The 21,644-nt window shown below is 40.2% G+C and carries 17 protein-coding genes; 12 read left to right on the forward strand and 5 right to left on the reverse strand.

What is annotated here, in order from left to right:
- Positions 1-9 precede the first annotated feature (9 nt).
- The 3 genes from B2107_RS08510 to B2107_RS08520 all read right to left on the reverse strand — a co-directional run bounded on the left by B2107_RS08510 (position 10) and on the right by B2107_RS08520 (position 5,091).
- Positions 10-3,198 (reverse strand): efflux RND transporter permease subunit, encoded by a 3,189-nt coding sequence (locus tag B2107_RS08510; RefSeq protein WP_293954983.1) that lies wholly within the window; start codon positions 3,196-3,198, stop codon positions 10-12.
- A gap of 12 nt (positions 3,199-3,210) precedes the next feature.
- The gene (locus B2107_RS08515) at positions 3,211-4,413 is read right to left on the reverse strand and encodes an efflux RND transporter periplasmic adaptor subunit (protein ID WP_293954985.1); all 1,203 of its coding nucleotides are present in this window, start codon (positions 4,411-4,413) and stop codon (positions 3,211-3,213) included.
- A gap of 78 nt (positions 4,414-4,491) precedes the next feature.
- Positions 4,492-5,091: a TetR/AcrR family transcriptional regulator gene (locus tag B2107_RS08520; RefSeq protein ID WP_293954987.1), complete on the reverse strand. Its 600-nt coding sequence runs from the start codon at positions 5,089-5,091 to the stop codon at positions 4,492-4,494.
- Positions 5,092-5,370: 279 nt separating this feature from the next.
- Here B2107_RS08520 and B2107_RS08525 point away from each other — a divergent pair, with 279 nt between their 5' ends.
- The gene (locus B2107_RS08525; RefSeq protein ID WP_293954989.1) at positions 5,371-7,926 is read left to right on the forward strand and encodes a BamA/TamA family outer membrane protein; all 2,556 of its coding nucleotides are present in this window, start codon (positions 5,371-5,373) and stop codon (positions 7,924-7,926) included.
- Between the two features lie 36 nt (positions 7,927-7,962).
- Positions 7,963-8,748 carry a helix-turn-helix domain-containing protein gene (locus B2107_RS08530; protein ID WP_293954991.1) on the forward strand — a complete coding sequence of 262 codons (786 nt, stop codon included), beginning with the start codon at positions 7,963-7,965 and terminating at the stop codon, positions 8,746-8,748.
- A gap of 52 nt (positions 8,749-8,800) precedes the next feature.
- On the opposite strand, the gene B2107_RS08535 is transcribed toward B2107_RS08530, so the two are convergent.
- The gene (locus tag B2107_RS08535) at positions 8,801-9,457 is read right to left on the reverse strand and encodes a DUF1349 domain-containing protein (protein WP_293954993.1); all 657 of its coding nucleotides are present in this window, start codon (positions 9,455-9,457) and stop codon (positions 8,801-8,803) included.
- 389 nt (positions 9,458-9,846) lie between these two features.
- On the opposite strand from B2107_RS08535, the gene B2107_RS08540 reads away from it, so the two are divergent.
- Positions 9,847-10,755, forward strand: a complete 909-nt coding sequence (locus B2107_RS08540; RefSeq protein ID WP_293954995.1) for an NAD(P)/FAD-dependent oxidoreductase — start codon at positions 9,847-9,849, stop codon at positions 10,753-10,755.
- 216 nt (positions 10,756-10,971) lie between these two features.
- Here the strand turns inward: B2107_RS08540 and B2107_RS08545 are convergent, their stop codons facing one another.
- Complete coding sequence (locus B2107_RS08545; protein ID WP_293954997.1) at positions 10,972-11,703, reverse strand: 3-keto-disaccharide hydrolase; 732 nt, start codon at positions 11,701-11,703, stop codon at positions 10,972-10,974.
- A gap of 683 nt (positions 11,704-12,386) precedes the next feature.
- Between B2107_RS08545 and B2107_RS08550 the strand changes: the two genes are divergently transcribed.
- The 9 genes from B2107_RS08550 (at position 12,387) to B2107_RS08585 (ending at position 21,523) form a co-directional block, all read left to right on the forward strand.
- Positions 12,387-12,509 carry a hypothetical protein gene (locus B2107_RS08550; RefSeq protein ID WP_293954999.1) on the forward strand — a complete coding sequence of 41 codons (123 nt, stop codon included), beginning with the start codon at positions 12,387-12,389 and terminating at the stop codon, positions 12,507-12,509.
- Positions 12,510-12,536: 27 nt separating this feature from the next.
- Positions 12,537-12,902, forward strand: a complete 366-nt coding sequence (locus tag B2107_RS08555; protein ID WP_293955001.1) for a DUF7674 family protein — start codon at positions 12,537-12,539, stop codon at positions 12,900-12,902.
- 11 nt (positions 12,903-12,913) lie between these two features.
- Positions 12,914-12,991, forward strand: a complete 78-nt coding sequence (locus B2107_RS21895) for a potassium-transporting ATPase subunit F (RefSeq protein ID WP_075994865.1) — start codon at positions 12,914-12,916, stop codon at positions 12,989-12,991.
- 141 nt (positions 12,992-13,132) lie between these two features.
- A complete protein-coding gene (gene kdpA / locus B2107_RS08560) occupies positions 13,133-14,818 on the forward strand; it encodes a potassium-transporting ATPase subunit KdpA (protein ID WP_293955003.1) in 1,686 nt (561 codons plus the stop codon).
- Positions 14,819-14,843: 25 nt separating this feature from the next.
- Positions 14,844-16,853 (forward strand): potassium-transporting ATPase subunit KdpB, encoded by a 2,010-nt coding sequence (kdpB, locus tag B2107_RS08565; RefSeq protein WP_293955005.1) that lies wholly within the window; start codon positions 14,844-14,846, stop codon positions 16,851-16,853.
- A 25-nt stretch (positions 16,854-16,878) separates the two neighbouring features.
- Positions 16,879-17,445 (forward strand): K(+)-transporting ATPase subunit C, encoded by a 567-nt coding sequence (locus tag B2107_RS08570; RefSeq protein WP_293955007.1) that lies wholly within the window; start codon positions 16,879-16,881, stop codon positions 17,443-17,445.
- Between the two features lie 47 nt (positions 17,446-17,492).
- Positions 17,493-18,578, forward strand: a complete 1,086-nt coding sequence (locus B2107_RS08575) for a porin (protein WP_293955009.1) — start codon at positions 17,493-17,495, stop codon at positions 18,576-18,578.
- 62 nt (positions 18,579-18,640) lie between these two features.
- Positions 18,641-19,762, forward strand: coding sequence for a sensor protein KdpD (locus B2107_RS08580; protein ID WP_293955011.1), 1,122 nt, complete (start codon positions 18,641-18,643; stop codon positions 19,760-19,762).
- A gap of 24 nt (positions 19,763-19,786) precedes the next feature.
- Positions 19,787-21,523, forward strand: coding sequence for a HAMP domain-containing sensor histidine kinase (locus tag B2107_RS08585; RefSeq protein WP_293955013.1), 1,737 nt, complete (start codon positions 19,787-19,789; stop codon positions 21,521-21,523).
- The last annotated feature ends 121 nt before the right edge of the window (positions 21,524-21,644 follow it).

A 21,644-nucleotide genomic window follows, 5' to 3' on the forward strand; every position in this document is an offset into this window, starting at 1 on the left:
CATGATATACTAATTGTTTGTATGCACGGGTATTTCCAACGAAGCGGTCTCGCTTTCATACTGTTTTTGCTTCGGGACACCAGCTATTTTCTCTTGGATAAATTGGAAGAAAATGAAGAGAATCGGGATAATAAAGAGCCCTAAAACTACTCCGGTGAACATCCCACCCGCAGCGGCAATACTGATGGAATGATTTCCTTGAGCAGACGGACCTACGGCTGTCATCATTGGAATCATACCAACAATAAAGGCTAAGGAAGTCATGATAATAGGCCTCAAACGTAATCTTGCGGCTTTAAGTGCAGCGCTAGGAATCGATAGCCCCTGTTTGCGCCCTTGAATAGCAAATTCCACAATCAAAATGGCATTTTTGGCCAGCAAACCAATCAACATGACAAGTGCGACTTGTACATAGATGTTGTTGGCGATATCAGTGAAGCTAATTGCTGCAAAGACGCCAAATATGCCGGTCGGAATGGAGAGAATAACCGCTAATGGAATGATGTAGCTTTCATATTGTGCCGCAAGCAAGAAGTAAACAAATATCAGACAGAGAATAAAAATCAATGTAGACTGTCCTCCGGAGACAATTTCTTCCTTGGTCATACCTGAGAATTCATAGGTAAATCCAGTAGGCAATTGTTGTTTTGCAACTTCCTCAACTGCACGGATAGCGTCTCCGGAACTATATCCGGGTTTTGGTATTGCATTTATGCCAATCGAATTAAACAAGTTGTAACGCGATGCTGTTTCGGGTCCATATACACGTTCTAATTTGACTAATGTATTGATGGGAACCATATCACCTAATCTGTTTTTTACAAAAATACCGTCCATTGAAGTTGGTTCACTTCTATCCTTGGCATCAGCTTGGACCATCACACGATAGTATTTTCCAAAACGATTAAAATCTGAAGCTTGAGCACTACCAAAATAGGCTTGCATGGTTTTTAATATGCTTTTTGTGCTTACACCCAGTTGTTCTGCTTTAATATCATCAACCTGGAGCTCATATTGTGGATAATCCGCTTTAAAGGTTGTGAAAGCCATCATGATTTCAGGACGTTTCATCAGTTCGCCAATAAACTTTTGGCCTACGCCACTGAATTTTCCAAGTTGTCCGCCGGTTCTGTCCTGTAAAACCATGTCCAAACCGTCAACATTACTGAACCCTGGTACTGTAGGGAAGGTAAAGACAAAGAAATTTGCGCCTTTGATATTTGCCAGGCGTTGATTCACATCGGCCATAATCGCATTGATGTCTTTTATCTGACCACGTTCTTCATGTGGTTTAAGGAGGATAAATGCAACACCCGCTGAAGGACTTGTGGATTGTGTTAAAATATTGAAACCAGCAAGTACATTTAAAGTCTTGGTAAAATCAGCATGTTGAAGTTGCTTCTCAGCTTCGGCTAATGCCCCTGAAGTACGATCTAAAGAAGCGCCTGCAGGCATGGATAAAGAAATGGCAATAAATCCTTGGTCTTCCGACGGAATAAATCCAGTAGGTGTTTTACGGATCATAAATATTGTCAAAAGTAGGGTAATCGCCAATCCTGCAAATGCAACCCATTTGTAACGGATCAAGAAGCGCAGACTTCCTAAATAGTTTTTAGTCAACCGGTCGAATCCAACATTGAATCCAGCAAAGAAACGTTCCTTGAAATTAAGTTTCTTAGCATCAGAATGACCATGATGCGTTGGTTTTAAGAAGAGTGCACATAACGCAGGACTTAGTGTCAAGGCATTAATTGCTGAAATAACGATAGCAATCGCCAACGTGAAAGCAAATTGTCTGTAAAACACTCCGGTAGAACCTTCCATAAAGCCGATGGGAAGGAATACGGCAGACATCACCAATGTAATCGAGATAATTGCCCCGGTGATTTCGCTCATGGCAGATGTTGTAGCGAGCTTAGGTGGGAGATTTTCATGTTCCATCTTGGCGTGCACTGCCTCGACGACCACAATTGCATCATCGACGACAATCCCAATGGCAAGCACCAGGGCAAACAAGGTCAATAGGTTGATTGAAAAGCCGAAGAGCTGCATGAAGAAAAATGTTCCAACGATGGCTACTGGTACTGCAATCGCTGGTATTAATGTCGATCTAAAGTCCTGAAGGAATAGAAAGACAACTAAAAATACCAATATAAATGCTTCAACGAGCGTATGTTTTACTTGATCAATGGATTGATCAAGTGCATCTTTTGTGTTGTATAAAACGAGATATTTGACACCTTTCGGAAAGCTTAAAGAGGCTTTCTCCATGAATTTTTGAATCGCGATCTGAATTTCATTTGCATTCGAACCTGCCAGCTGCATGACCCCAATATTCAATCCTGCTTTGCCGTTGATGCGCGTATGGCTCGCATAAGTATAGGATCCCAGTTCGACACGAGCGACGTCCTTGAGTTTAAGTACTGAACCGTCAGTGTTGGAGCGGATAATAATATTTTCGTAGTCACTTGGTTGGTTGAGTTTACCTTTATATTTGATCACAAATTCAAAAGCTTCACGGCTGCTCTCGCCGAATTTACCCGGAGCAGCTTCAACGTTTTTATCTTGGATGGCGGCCATTACTTCCTCAGGCGTTAGTTTATAGGTCGCCATTTGATTTGGATTGAGCCATACACGCATGGAGTAGTCTTTGCTACCACCAAATGGCAATGCTTGTCCCACGCCGGGTATCCGTTTCAGTTCAGGAATAATATTGATCTGGGCATAATTGGTAATAAAGGTCTGATCGTATTTACTCTGATCTTCCGTATAGAGATCCAATACCATGATCAAGCTGTTTTGCTGTTTTGCCGTGGTGATTCCGGCTTGTACAACCTCAGCCGGCAATTGGCTGGTTGCTTGAGCCACGCGATTTTGGACGTTCACAGCAGCTTGGTCAGGGTCAGTGCCCAATTTAAAATATACAGTAATCATTAATGAACCGTCGTTACTGGCGGTAGAGCTCATGTAGCTCATATTTTCAACACCGTTGATTGACTCTTCGAGTGAGGGAGCTACGGCACGAAGGACCGTTTCGGCATTTGCCCCGGGATATAATGCCGTTACTTGCACTGCCGGCGGTGCAATATCGGGAAACTGCTGCAATGGCAGTTTGAGGATACCAATCACCCCCAATATGACAAGTAGTATGGAGATAACGGTAGCAAGTACAGGTCTTTCTATAAATTTCTTAAGCATGTGATTGTAATATTATAATGAATTGATGCTATCTCTTGATAAAGCTTGTGGCGTAATTTTCTGCCCATCCTGAAGCAGGTCAATGCCTTTGTAGACAATTCGGTCTCCCGCATTCAGCCCTTTGCTTACGAGGTAATTTGCACCACTTTTTCCGATGACAGTAATGGGCTGTTGAACAACTTTATTTTCTTTGCCAACGGTGTAAACGAAGATTTTATCCTGCATTTCAAGGGTAGCAAGTTGAGGTACCAATAATGCTTGTGCATACTTCTTCTGTAGCCTTACACGGCCGGTATTTCCGTTACGTAAAACCCCTTCCGGATTGTTGAACGTCGCGCGGAGGGTAATCGCACCGGTATTTTTATCAAACTGGCCATCCACCATATCAATTTTTCCTTTCTGATCATAAATTGTCTGATCCGAAAGAACTAAGCTGATCGGAGGGAGGTTGTGAAGCTTTTGTTGTAAATTACTACCTTCTGTATTGTTTTTGAATGCGATAAAGTCATTTTCTCCCAATGAGAAATAGACATGGAGATCTCTTACATTTGACAATGCTGTAAGTGGTTGGGAGTCTGTAGGTCCCACTAAACTCCCTTGTTTGCGCTGCAATCTACCGATGTAGCCTTCGGCTGAAGCCCGTATTAGCGTGTATCCGACATTGATTTTCGCCGTTTCAACCGCCGACAGTGCCAGTTGTACATTTGCCCTAGCGGCGTTACGTGCGCTAATTGCAGTTTTTAACTGGAAGTCTGTCAGTACTTTGGTGTTCACCAGCTTTGTTTTCTTTTCCACTTCTAACTCGGCGTTTTCCAAGGAAGCTTTTGCTGCTAGCAAATTTGCCTTCGCTTGATTTAATTGCTCCTGATAGGGGCGGTCGTTAATCTTAAAAAGCGCCTGACCTTTATTTACTTTAGCGCCTTCATCGACATAGATGTTTTCCAAAATCCCTTCTACTTGTGGCCTGATCTCAATATTGGCCGAAGCTTCAATAGTTGCTGGATATTCTTGATAAACCGTCTCATTACCATTCTCGATGGTAACTACCGGAAGGTTAACCGGTGGTGGATCAATGGGTTTGCTCGTGCCTGTTGAACAACTATATAGAAAGATTGCACTGAGCACGTATGCAGTCTTTACGATATTAATTCGTTTAACACTGTTAAGTGCTGGAACGTAAATCCTTTTAAGACTTGGTGATAAATTTGTTTTCATGTGATATTAAAAATTGAAGTTTTGGTATATTTAACGGTGTTAGATTTTTTAACGTTGTATTTTTTGCTGTAAAAAAAATTAGTCAGTTAGCGAGCGAGTGATACCATAAATGGCATCTTTTAAGACCTCTTGATTGGTTGTGTCACCATTTCCCTGATTCACCAGATTGATCGAGACCAGTCCATGTATGATCGACCAATAGGTGAAATACTTTCTACAGATCAATTCTTCGGATGGATTTTTCGCTTTCATGATTTCTCGGATGACATCGCTAATAAGTTTTCCGTGAGATTCCGCACATTTATATGTTTTTTCAAAACCACAACAGGCAGTTCCTACTCCAAACATTAATTGGTACAATTCGCGTTCTTCAAAGGCAAAATCCCAATAGCTAAACCACATTGCCTCTAATTGCTTCTCGAGATCGGTTTCAGTTGATTTGGCTTTTTTGACTTTTTTAGCTAGCAAGAGATACCCTTGGCTGGCAAGCTCCATTAAAATAGCATCTTTATTGGCGAAGTACTCATATATCATGGGGGCAGTATATTCAATGATATCTGCAATTTTGCGCATACTCAAAGCCTGCCATCCTTCTTCTTTGACGATTTGGAGCGCAGCATCTAGAATATTGGTTCTATTCTCATCTTTGAGCCGTTGTATGCGTTCTTTGCTACCCATGCTAATGCTTAAATAATTTAACAGTGTTAAGCAAAAGTGATACTTTTATTTTTATTTATTGACATTTAAAAGTCATTAAATAAAAATACAGTTAGATGCAGAAATCTTTCGAACTAACCGCCATAAGTCTCCTTGAAATAGCTGCATTATTCTAAAAAAGGAACTGAAATTTTTTGATTCTTTGCTTTAAAAGGTGAACTTTATCCCAATTAGACATCGAGACCACCAACATTCTGTCTATATCGACTGTTGATTTCTCGGAGACCCGACATAGATAAAATGAGAAGAATCTTTACATTAATTGCCTGTTGCTGTGTTTTTAATTCGCATGCGCAGCGTGTGGACAGTATTACCACGGTGATCGCACCTGAGTATGACCGAGTGGGATTATTGCATCGATTTTGGCTTGGAGATAGTTACCGTAAATTATACAATACTCCTGTTAAGATGCGTGTGATGGATCTCGCTACAGAGCGAGGTGGCCTTCAGATCGTCAAGTTGGGCGGCGGGATGCAGACCCAGTCGCTTCGACTGGTAGATTCTTCGGGTAGGGAGTGGGTTCTCAGGTCCATTCAGAAATACCCTGAACGCAGTCTCCCGGAAAGCCTCCGAAAGACATTTGCAAAAGATATTGTACAAGATCAGATTTCGATACATCACCCATTTGGAGCATTGACTGTACCGCCATTTAATAAAGCATTGAGTATTCCTTCAGCTTCGCCGGAACTTGTTTTTGTAGGAGACGACCCTAGATTAGGCGAGTATCGAGAAGTCTTTAAAAATAGGCCCTATATGTTTGAGGCGCGTACGCCTTTTGAGGATAAAAAAACAGATAATACTGTAAAAGTCATGCGTAAGCTGTTAGAAGATAATGATACGCAAATTGATCAAAAGCTTACGTTACGCGCCCGGATGCTCGACTTTACGCTTGGTGACTGGGATCGCCATCAAGATAACTGGCGTTGGGATCCTGAAAAAGAAAAAGGTAAAAAAATCTATACGCCTGTCCCTAGGGATCGGGATAAGGTATATTATAAAACTTCGGGTGTATTTCCAACATTACTTTCCTATCAATGGTTGAAGGCTCATTTGCAGCCATTTAGTCCGCATATCCGTAATGTGCCCCATTGGAATTTTAATGCGAGTACTTTTGATCATTTTTTTCTTACTCATCTTACAGAAGAGGAATGGATTGATGAAATTCAATTGGTGCAGAAGACATTGACGGATTCGTTGATTCACCAAGCCATGTTAACGATGCCTGATACGATTGTGAAAATGAGTGCGAAAGAATTGGAAACAAATATTCGTTCAAGAAGGGACGATTTGATGGAAAGTGGATTGACCTACTACCGATTTCTGGCGCGTGTGGTTGAACTACCATTGTCTTCCAAGTCTGAATTTGTAGATGTTGATTTCAATAAAGATGGTTCAGTTACAGTTAATATCCACAACAAGAAAAAAGATGGGACCGAAGGGCGAAAATTAGTAAAGCGTACTTTTTTACCTGATCAGACTAAAGAAGTCCGTATATATGGCATATCTGGCGCTGACGAATATAAGTTACATGGATCAGGTAAATCGCCCATAAAGATCCGGCTAATTGGCGGGGAAGGACAGAATCTCTACCGTACAACGGATAAATTTGCCAATGGCAGCAAAGTGTATATCTATGATAGTAAAGATCAGATGACGGGAAATATGAAGGTTGATGATGCTATTCATCTGAAGTTGAGCAAAGACAGCGCTGTCCATAAGTTTGACTATGAAAATTTTATCTATGATCGTAAAGGCGTCGTTTTTAACCTAGATTATGGGGTGGATCGTGGACTTATTTTTGGACTGGGATATATGATCGAAAATCAGGGGTTCAGAAAGAAGCCTTATGCCTATCGGCACCAATTTCTTGGCAGTTATTTGACCGGTCGCGAATCATTTATGTTTGATTACAAAGGGAATTACAAAGATCTCATTGCAGGACATGATCTTTATATTCATCTTTCGTCCCTTGGTCCCAAAAACCTGAGTAATTTTTTTGGATATGGGAACAATACTATTTTTGATAAATCTGATTCAAAGCGCATTTCATATTACCGGAATCGATTTGATCTTGTGAGCGGTGACATTTTTCTGGAAAAATACCTAGAACCTAAATTGAAGATTTTTTATGGATCTTCTTCTGAATATTACACGAGTAAAGAATCGAATAATGTTGGACGTTATTTTGAGGAATTCCATCAAAAATATCCAACGGAACCTATCTATGGAAGTAATTTCTTCACTGGGCTTACTGGCGGGATAGATTATGATACACGTGATAATATTGTTAATCCTAAATCTGGAGTACACGTACATACCAGGCTAGGCTGGAATGCTGAAATTGGAGGGGCGGGCCGCAACTATACAAAATTGCAGCATTCCATGAGTTTTTACAAAACGGTTGCCCAAAACTATATTACTTTCGCCAACCGTGTGGGATTTGATGCGGTATGGGGAGATCCCTATTTTTATCAGCATGCGCAAATTGGAGGGGAAATGAGCTTAAGAGGGTATAATTCCCGACGGTTTACTGGGAAAACAGCGCTTTATAATAATTTCGACATGCGATTTAAATTATTTAGCTATTCTTCTTATATCGTTCCTGGTACTGTCGGGGCAATTGGTTTTTATGATATTGGAAGGGTATGGATGAGTCAAGAAAACTCGAATGGCTGGCATATGGGTTATGGAGGTGGGATTTATTTTATGCCCGGAGACCTACTCACGATTCAGGGGGTAGTCGGCTTTAGCAGAGAAGCAACCCTGCCTTATCTTCGCGTTGGACTTTCTTTTTAAATGTCTAAAATGAAGCTTTTTAAAGTGTGAAATGAAATGAAATCGGAGATCAAAAAAAATTTAGATAGGAATTTTTCGGAGCGTAGACTACGAAATAGCAGCATTGATTTATCTGTGCTAAAACACTATAAGAGTTACGCGAAGACTTTTGCCGACATTCATAACGGTATAGCTGTACTGAGTGACCTGACAGCGAATTGGAGTTATACCTATATTGGTAAACTTGCAGACCGGCTTTATCTTCCCGAAAATGACAAGAAGATTGAAATAAATAGTATTTGGGAGGATTTTCTTCTCGAACGTGTTTATCCTGATGATTTGGCTGTTAAACATGCTTTGGAGCTTCAGTTTCTCAACTTGGTCAAAGAGATAGATACAGCGGAGCGATGCAATTATCAAGCAAACAGTATCCTCAGGGTCGAAGGGAGGGAGGGGCAAACCATGCAGCTGTCCCATCAGATTTTTTACTTGGACACTCCAGGACCCCAATTTCCACAGTTGGCTTTATGCTGTTATACCGTATTGCCAGAAATTGAAACATCCACCAATCTACGAAATTATATTCTTAATCAAGTGACAGGTGTTGTTTATCACCAGGAAGGTTATGGTGCGAAAACTTCGATTAGCACACGAGAGAAGGAAATTTTAAGCTGTATTAAGAAGGGAATGATTAGCAAGCGAATTGCCGAAAAACTAGGACTAAGTATAAATACAGTAAATCGTCATCGCCAAAATATACTCCAAAAGCTTCGCGTCCGAAATTCATATGAAGCGGTAAGTGTGTTGAATACGATGCAGCAGGATGATACTGAACAGATTTAAGATAACGCCCGTCTATGCGGCTGTCTTAGACGGGCGTCGATATTTTTTAGTTTCAATTATTCTCTTTCAGCCATTTGCTTCGACGTTGATCTGCAAGGTGTTTGATCGTAAAATAGTCAAATTTCGTCTGAAAGCCATTGCCGTCTGGTGAAGCTGCCATTAAACCAACCATAACAGGGTGATTATCCTGCAGCCAGGCATTCCTCATCATGATATACTCCTTGTCATCAAAAGAATAGAAAAATTCGACAGCATCTAATCGACGTATTGCTTTGATCCAAATAAAAGGGATTTCCTTATCTATTGGAATAATGCTCCAATCACTCGTTTTATGCGTAACGACTGTACTCAAATTGTATTTTCCATCCACAAATTCTATCCCTGCTTTAATATAATTCTCCTGATCAATGCGCAACATGAGACCTGCTTGGTCAAAGCGGGTTTGGTAGTTCGCCGAGATCTTTGCCTTGACTTCAAACTCTCCCCCGCGTAGCGTATAGAAAAAGGGGGCGTCATCTACTGTAAATCCATAATGAGAGATACGCCAATAATCGCTTTTAGGCGTAACAAACATCGACAGCGAATTGTCTTTGATGTTCCATTCTGTCGGTTCGTTAAACCAAAGCATCTTATCCAATTTTTGTGCGCTGGCCTGTATCGTAAGCAATGGAAATAATGAAGCTGCTAAAAATGTCTTTATCGTTTTCATGTTTTGTTTTTTGATGATATTCATTTTCATCAGCAAAGATATTTAAGCCTAGCACAGGTTTTCAATACTGATATATAACCATGATCCCAGTAATTAATCCGATTGTAATTTATTTGCAATTTAATTGCATTTAGTTTTTTGCTACATAGTTGCAATAGTGAAAAGTGCTATCTTCGTTTAGTTGACTTTTAATCCATTTTTGTACCAGATAGGTTAGGCAAAGATAGATTTGCCATATCTGGTGGAGTAAACATGTACTTTACGATGTTAATACCATTGATACAGAGAACTCGGCCCATATGGATTACTGGAAATTAGAGCGTTAGAAGAGAATTATCGTTTCTAATTTATTTTGTGTCAGAAGAGGATTAATATTTAATAATGTATATATGAAAGATGAAAGAAGTTTTGAGGTAATTATTGTTGGGGGAAGTTATGCCGGACTTTCTGCAGCGATGGCATTAGGACGTTCCTTGCGGAATGTGTTGATTATCGATAGTGGGTTGCCTTGTAATCGACATACGCCGCACTCCCACAATTTCATCACGCATGATGGTGAAAAGCCGCTGAGTATAGCGAAAAAAGCAAGGGAAGAAGTTCTGAACTACCCGAGTGTCAAGTTTCAGAAAGGGCTTGCTGTGAGCGGCACGAAGACAGCTACAGGGTATGAAATAACCATCGAAAATGGAGACGTCTTTCAGGCTAAAAAGCTCATTTTTTCAACTGGTGTGGAAGATATTATGCCCAGTATACAAGGATTTTCAGCCTGTTGGGGAATTTCGGTTATCCATTGCCCATATTGTCACGGTTATGAATTTCGAAAAGGAAAAACTGCTATTATGGCCAATGGTGAAAGAGCTCTTCACCTTGCAGGTTTGGTTCACAATCTGTCATCCGACTTAACGCTATTGACATTTGGTAAGGCTAATTTTGATGTTAAGCAGAAAGCAAAACTGAAGTTACACGGTATTTCGATCATTGAAGAAGAAATAAGTAAAATCCAGCACAAGAATGGATGGGTTCAGCAGGTGCAATTAAAAGACGGTCGTGAACTTGCCTTCGATGCTGTTTATGCTGCCATTCCTTTTAGGCAACATTCGGCTATTCCTGCCGCCCTAGGTTGTGAAATAACGGAACAGGGACATATCAAAATAGATAATTTTCAAAAAACTTCACTTGAAGGAGTTTTTGCCTGTGGAGATAATTCTAGTATGATGCGTTCGGTGGCAAATGCTGTTGCTACAGGAAACCTAGCTGGAGCAATGGTTAATAAAGAACTTGTCGACGAAGTTTTTTAGCACCCATACTAACCTTTTTCCTCGCGCTAGTGGTACCTTTTTAAAGTTTATTTGCGCGTCCTTATCCTAATATGGTTACTGAAAAATCTAGTTATAAAAAAGATGAAACCACTACCGGTTTCATCTTTTTACATTAGTTTAGAGATACCTCCCCATAGCGAACAGCTGTTTCTCGATAGCTATTGCTTAACCTATAACGACAATAGGACTTTTTAATTACAATGGTTTTATTTTTAAGTTTCTAAACGATACGCCTCTGGACCAATCCTGTAGTGCCAATTTACCACTAATATGTTTACCAAACTCCGGATAATCTTTGAAATTACTATGTTTTACCAAATCTTTCCATTTAGCGGAATTAAAATCCATTTCAGCAGTGATTTTACCATTCAGGTAGAACTTTACCTTTCCGTCTTTCTGAATAATACTCGATTCATTCCAATCATCCTGTGCTTTAATATTGACAAAGTTCTGCTGCGGTAGAAATGTATAAAGACAGCCGGAACGCTTTAGCGGCTTATCAAAATCAGGATGGGAATCTGCTAACAATTGATATTCTGGTCCTGAATGGTAGGTCGCATTGATATCCGGTCTTTCCTGTACATTGACAAAAACACCACTATTTCCCTCTTTTTCCAGCTTCCATTCAAACTTAAACTCATAATTTTTATACTCTTTGTCCGATACCAAGTCATATTTTTGGCTTTCACTGTTTGGATTGCAGTAAATAGTCCCATTTTTAACGACCCAGGCTGTAGGCGCATTTTTGCTATTATTGTAGGTATGCCAATTGTTGAGCGTGTTACCATCAAATAGAAGTTGCCAGCCGTTACTTTGCTCTTCTTCTGTCAATGTATTGGGACTGCTTTTTTCATTTTGACAGGAGAGTAAAATACAGCCTAGAAAGACCCATAAGGTGATTTTTTTGAAAAGGTTTAAGTTTATCATTGTTTTTATTTGTATAAGTGTCTCGTTAATACGTTTTCCCAACTAATATGTATTTCCTAAAATAATTTTTAATGTGAACTTTTGGAGACGATTTCATATTCCTTTGCAAATTTGTTACATAGTGCTTCTGCTAATACTTAACTCGAGGTTCACCTATTCTCCCGTTCATTCATGAATTTTTAAAATGTGCTGGCCCATCATTTTAAAAGATAAATCGGCTCAAGCCGTCTATACTTTTTTGGTCACCTTTCAAGCATAGATGACAAGGTACACATTATAATGATTTTATCACATTTTCAGCATAGTCATTCTCATTTTGATAAAATAACCTTATCAAAATGATAGGATTCTCCAATTCTATTTTGTGACTTATTTTTTCATATCATCTGATTCATAATGTTTTATGATGTTTTATCACATGGTGGAACGCTGTTTGGCTTATTGGGACAAATGAATGTAAATATGAAAACAGGACGGAAAAGAAAAGTATGTAGCAAGAGTCCTCCGCGGGAGACGATCGGTAAAGCTGCTGGTATGTAATTGAGTTTAACAAAATGAAATCGCGATTCACTAATAAAATTTAACAATGGTAATAACAATCATACTCGTGATAACTGGAATTTTGTTCTTCTGGTTATTCTATAAAATGGTCGATTTTTTCGGCAAAATATGAAAGAAATAATATGAAAGAGAAGCAAGAAAATAAAGGCAGAAGTTCCGCACATAATTTAGCGGGAGACCGTATAGCGAAGATCATAGTAGTGGTGTTGATTATTGCAATGATTTTTCAACTCTATATCGGTTAGATTTTGAAGTATAGTTTTACGCACAACATGAAAAAATTAAATCAATACGGTGCAGGTTTGTATATGGCGCTCCATTATAAGGAAATCCGATCAGAGATTAGTTTCCTATTACGGAATCACAATTTTGCAGGAGCCCTACAGGCCGTTATTAATCACCTTCGGAGCTTAATTATATTGCAAAATACGGACAAAATTTGCCAGCATATTCATTTCCTCGGAATGATTTATGGACGAGGAAACCATTACGTCAAATACATTCTGGAAAATCTCTTTGTAAGATCTTTAGGAGGTCTTCGGCGCATCAGTTCGGTCAATGCATGGGCGGTAATCGAAGCTCAGCTGCCAACACCATTTTTAGAGGCCTTAAAGGACAACAAATTCATAATCTATTAATATCAAAGTAAATGACAGCTTTATTTATTGTAGCACTACTGGTTTTTGCATATATCTGTTATGTACTTCTAAAGCCAGAAAAATTTTAATAATAAGATTACTCATTCTCTATCGTCGACGATGAAATCCCGCTCTCAGTCAGTTCTTTTCGTGCTAGATAGCGAAAAGAAGAGCTTGAGGTTAGATGACGATTGGTCATGATACACTTTTTATACAAATCAACTAAAGAAATGAATACAGAGATTCTTGGAATCATAGTGATGTTCACCGTAACATTACTACTCGGACTTCCCCTTGGGAAATATATAGCTAAGGTATATGGCAATGAAAAAACCTGGTTAGATCCATTGTTTCAACCATTGGAACGTTTTTTTTATCGGGTGACAGGAATTAATCCTAGCTTCCAGATGACTTGGAAACAGCACCTCGTTGCTCTTTTGACAATTAATCTACTGTGGTTCCTGTTGAGCATGGCTATCCTGATGAATATGGCACATTTGCCTTTAAATCCAGATGGGAATCCCGGAATGACTGCTGATTTGGCCTTTAATACCAGTATCTCTTTTTTGGTCAACTGTAATCTCCAGCACTATTCCGGTGAATCAGGAGTGAGCTATCTAGGACAAATTTGGCTCATGTTTCTTCAATTCGTGACCGCAGGCGTGGGAATGGCTGCAGCAGTGGTTATTTTCAAAGCTTTTAGGGATAAGACAACAACACAATTGGGCAATTTTTACGATTTATTTGTGAAGTCTTGCACCCGGATTTTACTGCCTATCTCTGTCTTGGTTGCTGCCATCTTCGTATTCCAAGGCATGCCGATGACTTTCGAAGGTAAGGACAGTATGATTACTGTCGCTGGAGATACCGTACAGGTAAGCCGAGGACCGGTAGCTGCCTTTGTCCCAATTAAACATCTTGGTACAAATGGAGGTGGTTTTTTCGGTGCGAACAGTGCGCATCCATTTGAAAATCCCAATTATTTGACCAATATGGTGGAAATGATTGCCCAGTTTATTATCCCGATGGCGATGATATTTGCATTCGGCTTTTTTATTCGCAAGCGTAAATTTTCATGGATGATGTTTGGTGTGATGACCATTGGGTTTATCATCCTGACAATACCAAATATAAAAATGGAGATGGCTGGAAATCCAGCGATTGCGCAGATGGGTATTGACACGTCTATGGGCGCCATGGAGGGAAAGGAAATACGTATTGGTGCAGCGGCATCGGGGTTTTGGAGTATTGTTACAACGATGATTTCGACGGGTTCTGTCAATTCTATGCATGATAGTTACATGCCCTTATCTGGTATGAACGAACTTCTAGCGATGATGGTGAATGCTTTTTATGGCGGTGTAGGCGCGGGGATACTCAATTTCTTCATTTTTATTATACTCGCCGTTTTCATTAGTGGCTTGATGGTGGGGCGCACACCAGAGTTTATGGGTAAGAAAGTTGAAGCGCGGGAAATGAAAATCGCTATGATTGTTGCTCTTGCCCATCCTTTTCTAATCCTTGTCGGTACAGCACTTGCGACAGCGTTTCCAGCCCAAGGTGCTTCTACATTGAATAACCCTATATTCCATGGTTTTAGCGAAATATTGTACGAATATACTTCATCCGCAGCTAACAATGGTAGTGGGTTTGAAGGTCTTGGAGATAATACAATTTGGTGGAATATTTCGACAGGCATCGTATTGTTACTCGGCCGCTTTATACCGATTATAGGGCCAATTGCTATTGCGGGATTATTGGCTGAGAAAAAATTTATACCTGAAGGGGAGGGAACGCTAAAAACAGATACAAGTACATTCGGTTTAATGGTATTCGCTGTGATCGCGATTATTGCAGCACTCTCTTTCTTCCCTGCCTTGGCATTGGGTCCAATTGCGGAATATTTTTCCATGTAGTACTTAAAATTAAAGAATTCAAAAAATGAGCAATCAACAAACATTGTTTCAGAAAGAACTTGTACAACAGGCGTTAAAGCAATCTTTCGTGAAGCTAAATCCTATAATAATGTTCCGTAATCCAGTGATGTTTACCGTGGAAATCGGGACGCTGATTATGGCCGTCGTTTGTCTTTGGATAATGACTGGGGAAAAATCACAAGGTACACTTGGTTATAATTTTACGGTATTTCTTATTCTATTTTTAACCTTATTGTTTGGAAATTTTGCTGAGGCAATTGCCGAAGCCCGCGGTAAGGCGCAAGCAGATAGTCTTCGGAAAACTCGAGAGGAAACTCCGGCAACCCTGCGCGATGGTCGGGTGGTTTCATCCGCTCAATTGAAAAAAAATGATGTTTTTGTTTGTCAGGCTGGTGATGTAATTCCATTGGATGGGGAGATTATTGAGGGGTTGGCGACAATAGATGAGAGTGCAATTACCGGAGAATCAGCACCGGTGATCCGCGAGGCTGGAGGTGATAAAAGTTCAGTTACCGGTGGTACCAAGGTTTTGTCCGATCGAATTGTTGTGCAGGTAACGACAGAACCGGGGGAGAGCTTTTTGGATAAGATGATCGCATTGGTCGAAGGGGCAAGCCGCCAAAAAACACCTAATGAGATTGCCTTAACCATCCTTTTGGCAGGTTTTACACTTGTATTTATTATCGTAACGGTGACCTTAAAACCATTTGCAGATTATGCCAATGTTGGTATCACCATTGCTTCGTTTATTTCACTTTTTGTCTGTCTGATTCCAACAACAATAGGTGGTCTTTTATCGGCAATTGGTATCGCGGGAATGGATCGTGCACTTCGTGCAAATGTTATAACAAAAAGTGGCAAGGCAGTTGAAACGGCGGGTGACATTGATGTCTTGTTGCTTGATAAAACTGGAACCATTACGATCGGAAATCGTAAGGCGACAAATTTTTACCCCGCCGATGGTGTCCTGAAGGAAGCGCTGGTACGTGCATCAACATTGAGCTCCATGGCCGATGAAACACCAGAAGGGAAATCAATTGTCGAATTGGCTGGTGTCAACCCATCGAGCTATAAGGTCGAAAACCCGGCATTCATTAAGTTTACCGCCGAAACCCGTAGCTCGGGAATAGACTTTGAACAGACACGTATTCGTAAAGGTGCAACAGATGCTATTCGAAATATCATTGTAAAGGCTGGAAATCTATTTCCTCAGGAAATAGAGGAACGCGTAAAGCTTATCTCTCAAAATGGGGGAACGCCATTGGTCGTAGCCGAGAATGAACAAGTACTCGGTGTCATAGAATTGCAGGATGTGATAAAACCCGGGATTCATGAACGCTTTGAACGATTGCGAAAAATGGGTATAAAGACTGTTATGGTGACAGGAGACAATCCGTTAACGGCCAAATATATTGCCGAAAAAGCGGGAGTGGATGATTTCATCGCCGAAGCGAAACCCGAAGACAAGATGAACTATATCAAAAAAGAACAGCTTGACGGGCGATTGGTCGCCATGATGGGGGATGGTACAAACGATGCCCCGGGACTTGCACAAGCCGATGTTGGTGTAGCGATGAACAGCGGTACACAAGCTGCAAAAGAGGCCGGAAATATGGTCGATCTCGACAATGATCCAACCAAATTGATTGAGGTTGTGGAGATAGGTAAACAATTGTTGATGACCAGAGGTACGCTAACGACGTTTAGTATTGCAAACGATGTCGCTAAATATTTTGCTATCATTCCGGCCTTGTTTATTGCAGCAATACCCGAACTTCAAGGTTTAAACATTATGCAGCTCAGTAGTCCACAAAGTGCCATACTATCAGCTGTCATCTTTAACGCAATTATTATCCCATTACTGATTCCTTTGGCATTGAAAGGAGTCGCATACAAACCTATAGGTGCAAGCGCACTGTTACGGAGAAATCTGCTCGTTTTTGGACTTGGTGGAGTACTCGTTCCATTTATTGGTATCAAGGTCATAGACCTACTGGTTTCCCTATTTATCTAATACATTTTTAATAATAAAAGCAAAGATGAAAACACATATATATCCGGCAATAAAGATTACAATTGTTTTATTGCTCCTGCTCTCAGTGGTATATCCAGCCCTCGTATGGGCAATAGCGCAAATAGCACCTAATCATGGAAAAGGGGAAATGCTAGCGTACAACGGGCAAAAGTATTACAGAAATATTGGACAGGCCTTTACGCGTGATGATTACTTCTGGTCGCGTCCTTCCGCTGTTGGTTATAATGCAGCAGGATCGGGAGGAAGTAACAAAGGGCCCTCTAATGGGGAATATCTTTCGGAAGTTAGGGTCCGTATTGATACGTTCTTAGTCCACAATCCCACCGTAAAACGCGAACAGGTGCCGGTAGACATTGTTACAGCCAGTGGGAGTGGTTTGGATCCAGATATCTCCATCGAGGCCGCAAAAATACAAATTGATCGTGTTGCGAAAGCGAGAGGTATATCGGTAAATAGCCTACAGTCTCTTGTTGATGCCCACGTTCAGACGCCTTTATGGAATATGTTTGGACCTCGCAAAATCAATGTCCTTGAACTAAATATTGCTTTGGACAAGATGGCTGAAAAATAAAATTGACCTGAGGGGTCATCGATATACATTTTATAAGAACAATTTACATGAAAAAACTAGCGATGTTGGTCTGTTTACTTGCAGGGGTAACACAATTATTTGCGCAGCAAGATACAACTCAAAATACCCAATTGTCTATCAGTGGTTACCTTGAAGCATATTACCTTCGGGACTTTAACAATCCACTTGGAAATACACGCCCAGGCTTTGTATATAGTCACAATAGGACGAATGAAGTAAACATAAACTTGGCACTTTTAAAAGCTACATACGAAACAATAAATACCCGTGCAAATCTTGCTTTAGGTGTCGGTACATATATGAATGCGAACTACAGTGCGGAACCCGGTGTCTTAAAAAATATTTACGAAGCGAATGCCGGCGTTCGTATCTCGAAAAAACATAATTTATGGATCGATGCTGGCATATTTTCTTCCCATTTGGGCTTTGAAAGCGCTATAGGAAAGGATAATTGGACTGTAACAAGGAGTATTTTTGCGGATAATTCACCTTATTTTGAAACCGGAGCAAAAATATCCTATACATCCGCATCGGGAAAACTATTTTTAAGTGGGCTTATTTTAAACGGATGGCAGCGGATTCAACGGGTGGACGGTAGCAGTTTACCAGCATTTGGGCATCAATTGGTCTATAAACCGACAGCTAAATGGACCATCAATAGTGGTTCTTTTATAGGCAGTGATAAAGCGGATAGCGCCAGACAGATGCGCTATTTTCATAACCTTTATGCAATTTATCAAATGAACGAAAAGCTGGGAATCACATTCGGATTTGATATTGGAGCTGAACAAAAAGCAAAAGGTAGTTCGAAGTACAATGTATGGTACACCCCAGTGTTAATTGCACGATACGCGACGACCGAAAAATTTAGCTTAACAGCAAGAGGAGAATATTACAACGATAAGCATGGTGTGATCGTTTCTACGACTACAGAGCAAGGTTTTCAAACGTTTGGCTATTCTTTAAATGCAGATTATACCATTCTTCCCAATGTTCTTTGGCGTACGGAACTACGTAATCTCACAAATAAAGATGCTATTTTCCTTGATCGGACAAATAAGTTGGTGAAAAATAGTGTGACGGCTGTAACAGCACTTACTGTTAGTTTTTAAAAACAATCGTTCCTGCCGTGTGTTGCATCGGCAGGAACCTTCTGAAATGAAAGGCAATAAAAATGGAAGAGAGGAAAAGCGCTGAACACTTTTTGGACCTTATTCGGAAATCGAAAAGAGGTCGCTTCAAACTTTATATCGGTATGAGTGCAGGGGTTGGAAAAACATACCGCATGTTACAGGATGCACATACCCTTTTACAGGGAGGAATCGATGTGCGTATTGGCTATATTGAGACACATAATCGGAAGGAAACACATCAATTGCTCGACGGTCTACCCCTTATCGCCCGACGCCATCTTTTTTACAAAGGCAAACAGTTGGAGGAACTGGACCTTTATGCTGTCTTGAATTCACATCCCGAGGTTGTCATTATCGATGAGCTGGCACATACCAATATTGAAGGCAGTAAAAATACCAAAAGGTGGCAGGATGTTATGGAGATTCTTGAAGCGGGGATTAATGTAATCAGCGCTGTTAATATCCAGCATATTGAGAGTTTAAATGAGGAGGTCAAAGCGATTACAGGCGTTGAAGTGCAAGAACGTGTTCCCGACAGTGTTATTGATTCCGCAGATGAAGTCGTTAACATTGACCTTACTGCAGAAGAGCTTATCATTCGCCTAAAAGAGGGTAAGATCTATGACGCGTCAAAAATTCAGGCAGCGCTTCAAAACTTCTTTAAAAGCGAACATATCTTACAATTGCGTGAAATGGCGTTGAAAGAAGTTGCCTCCCAGGTTCAACGCAAAGTAGAGATTGAAGTTCAACCCCAACGATGGGTGCGAAAGGAGCGTTTCCTTGCTTGTATAAGTTCTAATGAAATAAAAGCAAAAAACGTCATCCGAAAAACAGCACGTTTAGCAGGATATTACAATAGCAGTTGGTTTTTGCTCTATGTACAGTTGCCAAAAGAGCGCGGAGACCGGATAGCTTTAAATAAACAACGGCACCTGATCAATAACTTCAAACTGGCGACAGAACTTGGTGGAGAAATTATCAAAGTAGAAAGTCATAGTGTGACAAAAGAGATCATCGCTTTGTGCGAGCTCCGCAAGATCACCACAGTTTGCATTGGAAAACCACGATTATCTCTTTTAAGGATGTTACTTGCTAAGGATACATTTAGCAAACTGCTGGCACAACTGTCGACCGAAGACATCGACCTGATTATATTGTCTTAATGATAAAGACAAATTGTGAATAAGATGAAAATAAAAACGAAACTTACCTTTGGTGTAGGATCACTTTTTCTCATGATCTTTCTACTTGCCGCACTAAGCGGTTGGTATGTAAACCGGTTAAAAAAGGATACCGCAAATATACTGACAGCGAACTACAATACGCTGCTGTACGCCAAGAATATGTTATTGGCATTGGAGGAAATTCCTGTTGAAAAAGCTGCTTTTAATAATTTCCAGATTAATCTTGACAAACAACGGAAAAATGTTACTGAAGTCGGAGAGCAGCAAACAACAAACGCAATTGCCAAACATTTTTTAAAACTGAAAGATAAGCCCTTAGATGTTACTATTGTCTCGTCTATCAGAAAGGATATTGCCTTGTTAATGGAACAAAATATGACGGCAATTTCTCGGAAGAGTATTGTTGCGGATCGCACTGCCGAACATGCAATTTTGGTCATTTCATTTGCCGGGGCGCTCTGTTTTATCATTGCTTTTATATTGCTGGTCAATTTGCCGTCCAATATAGCTGACCCCATTGCGAAATTGACAGCGAGTATTCGACAGATTGCAGGACAGAACTACAAAGAGCGTATTCAGGTACAGAGCGGAGGTGAGTTTGCGGAACTCGTCGCTTCATTTAATTCCATGGCAGAGAAATTGGAAGAATATGCTGAAAGTAAACTTGAAAAAATTTTAAAGGAAAAAAGACGAATAGAGTCTCTTGTTGATCATATGCATGATCCGGTGATAGGCTTCGACGAAGAGCGACGTGTTATTTTTGTCAACGAGGAAGCACTTCGCATCACAAATCTACATAAAGATCAACTTCTCGGAAGATCTGCTTTAGCGGTTTCAGATGAAAATGATCTCGCTAAGGATATTTTTAAAGATCTTTTTCTTCCTGTAGAAAAACGTGAAAAAAATGCTGTTAAAATTTATGCAGACGATAGAGAAAGCTATTTTGAAAAAGATGTTATCGATATCAATGTTTTGCCCACAGGTGAACTTGAACCAAAGTTTATCGGGCAGGTGGTTATCCTAAAGAATATTACGCCATTTAAGGAACTTGATCTTGCAAAAACAAACTTCATCGGTACCGTATCGCATGAATTCAAAACGCCTATTGCGGCGATTCAAATGGGGGTCCAATTGTTGGAAAACGAGCAAATAGGTCATCTGAATACCGAGCAGCTCACGTTGTTAAATGGAATAAAAGATGATTCTAACCGCTTGCTTCAAATAACCGGTGAACTGTTAAATATGACGCAGGTTGAAAGTGGTTCTATTCAAATTAACTTACATACGACAGAAATACAGCCTATTATTGAATATGCTATCATGGCAAATCAATTTGCTGCGAATCAAAAAAATATCCACTTTGTTATCGAGGTAGACCCCAATGTGAAAGCTATATTTGCTGACAATGAGAAAACTGCCTGGGTTCTTACAAATTTTCTTTCCAATGCGATACGTTACTCCCATGAAGATTCGGTTATTCGTATAGCGGTGGAAAACAGCGAACTTAAAACAAAGTTTATCGTTACCGACAGTGGGCAAGGGATCGAGCCGAAATATTTGGATAAAATATTTGCGCGTTACTTCCGTGTGCCAGGGTCCAAAAAGGGTGGAACAGGACTTGGTTTAAGTATTAGTAAGGAGTTTATAGAAGCGCAAGGTGGCGAAATTGGTGTTGAAAGTGATTATGGCGCAGGAAGTTCTTTCTATTTTTCATTGCGTACTGCTATTCCCGATAATTAATACATACTAATCGGATCTGTTCCTATAGTGTATTATGACAACACGACAAAGTTGGATCAGTGGAAAACAATTTTTGAGATCATAAGTGACGCTGGCAAGCCACTTATAATCTCAAAAATGG

This window comes from Sphingobacterium sp. UBA7855 (assembly GCA_002500745.1).
Classification (GTDB): Bacteria; Bacteroidota; Bacteroidia; order Sphingobacteriales; family Sphingobacteriaceae; genus Sphingobacterium.

Coding starts and splice junctions, on each gene's coding strand:
- B2107_RS08550 (WP_293954999.1), top strand. CDS start 12,387: ATGAAAGAGAAGCAAGAAAATAAAGGCAGAAGTTCCGCACATAATTTA.
- B2107_RS08585 (WP_293955013.1), top strand. CDS start 19,787: ATGAAAATAAAAACGAAACTTACCTTTGGTGTAGGATCACTTTTTCTC.
- B2107_RS08580 (WP_293955011.1), top strand. CDS start 18,641: ATGGAAGAGAGGAAAAGCGCTGAACACTTTTTGGACCTTATTCGGAAA.
- B2107_RS08555 (WP_293955001.1), top strand. CDS start 12,537: ATGAAAAAATTAAATCAATACGGTGCAGGTTTGTATATGGCGCTCCAT.
- B2107_RS08575 (WP_293955009.1), top strand. CDS start 17,493: ATGAAAAAACTAGCGATGTTGGTCTGTTTACTTGCAGGGGTAACACAA.
- B2107_RS08545 (WP_293954997.1), bottom strand. CDS start 11,703: ATGATAAACTTAAACCTTTTCAAAAAAATCACCTTATGGGTCTTTCTA.
- kdpA (WP_293955003.1), top strand. CDS start 13,133: ATGAATACAGAGATTCTTGGAATCATAGTGATGTTCACCGTAACATTA.
- B2107_RS08540 (WP_293954995.1), top strand. CDS start 9,847: ATGAAAGATGAAAGAAGTTTTGAGGTAATTATTGTTGGGGGAAGTTAT.
- kdpB (WP_293955005.1), top strand. CDS start 14,844: ATGAGCAATCAACAAACATTGTTTCAGAAAGAACTTGTACAACAGGCG.
- B2107_RS08515 (WP_293954985.1), bottom strand. CDS start 4,413: ATGAAAACAAATTTATCACCAAGTCTTAAAAGGATTTACGTTCCAGCA.
- B2107_RS08535 (WP_293954993.1), bottom strand. CDS start 9,457: ATGAAAACGATAAAGACATTTTTAGCAGCTTCATTATTTCCATTGCTT.
- B2107_RS08510 (WP_293954983.1), bottom strand. CDS start 3,198: ATGCTTAAGAAATTTATAGAAAGACCTGTACTTGCTACCGTTATCTCC.
- B2107_RS08525 (WP_293954989.1), top strand. CDS start 5,371: ATGAGAAGAATCTTTACATTAATTGCCTGTTGCTGTGTTTTTAATTCG.
- B2107_RS08520 (WP_293954987.1), bottom strand. CDS start 5,091: ATGGGTAGCAAAGAACGCATACAACGGCTCAAAGATGAGAATAGAACC.
- B2107_RS08570 (WP_293955007.1), top strand. CDS start 16,879: ATGAAAACACATATATATCCGGCAATAAAGATTACAATTGTTTTATTG.
- B2107_RS08530 (WP_293954991.1), top strand. CDS start 7,963: ATGAAATCGGAGATCAAAAAAAATTTAGATAGGAATTTTTCGGAGCGT.
- B2107_RS21895 (WP_075994865.1), top strand. CDS start 12,914: ATGACAGCTTTATTTATTGTAGCACTACTGGTTTTTGCATATATCTGT.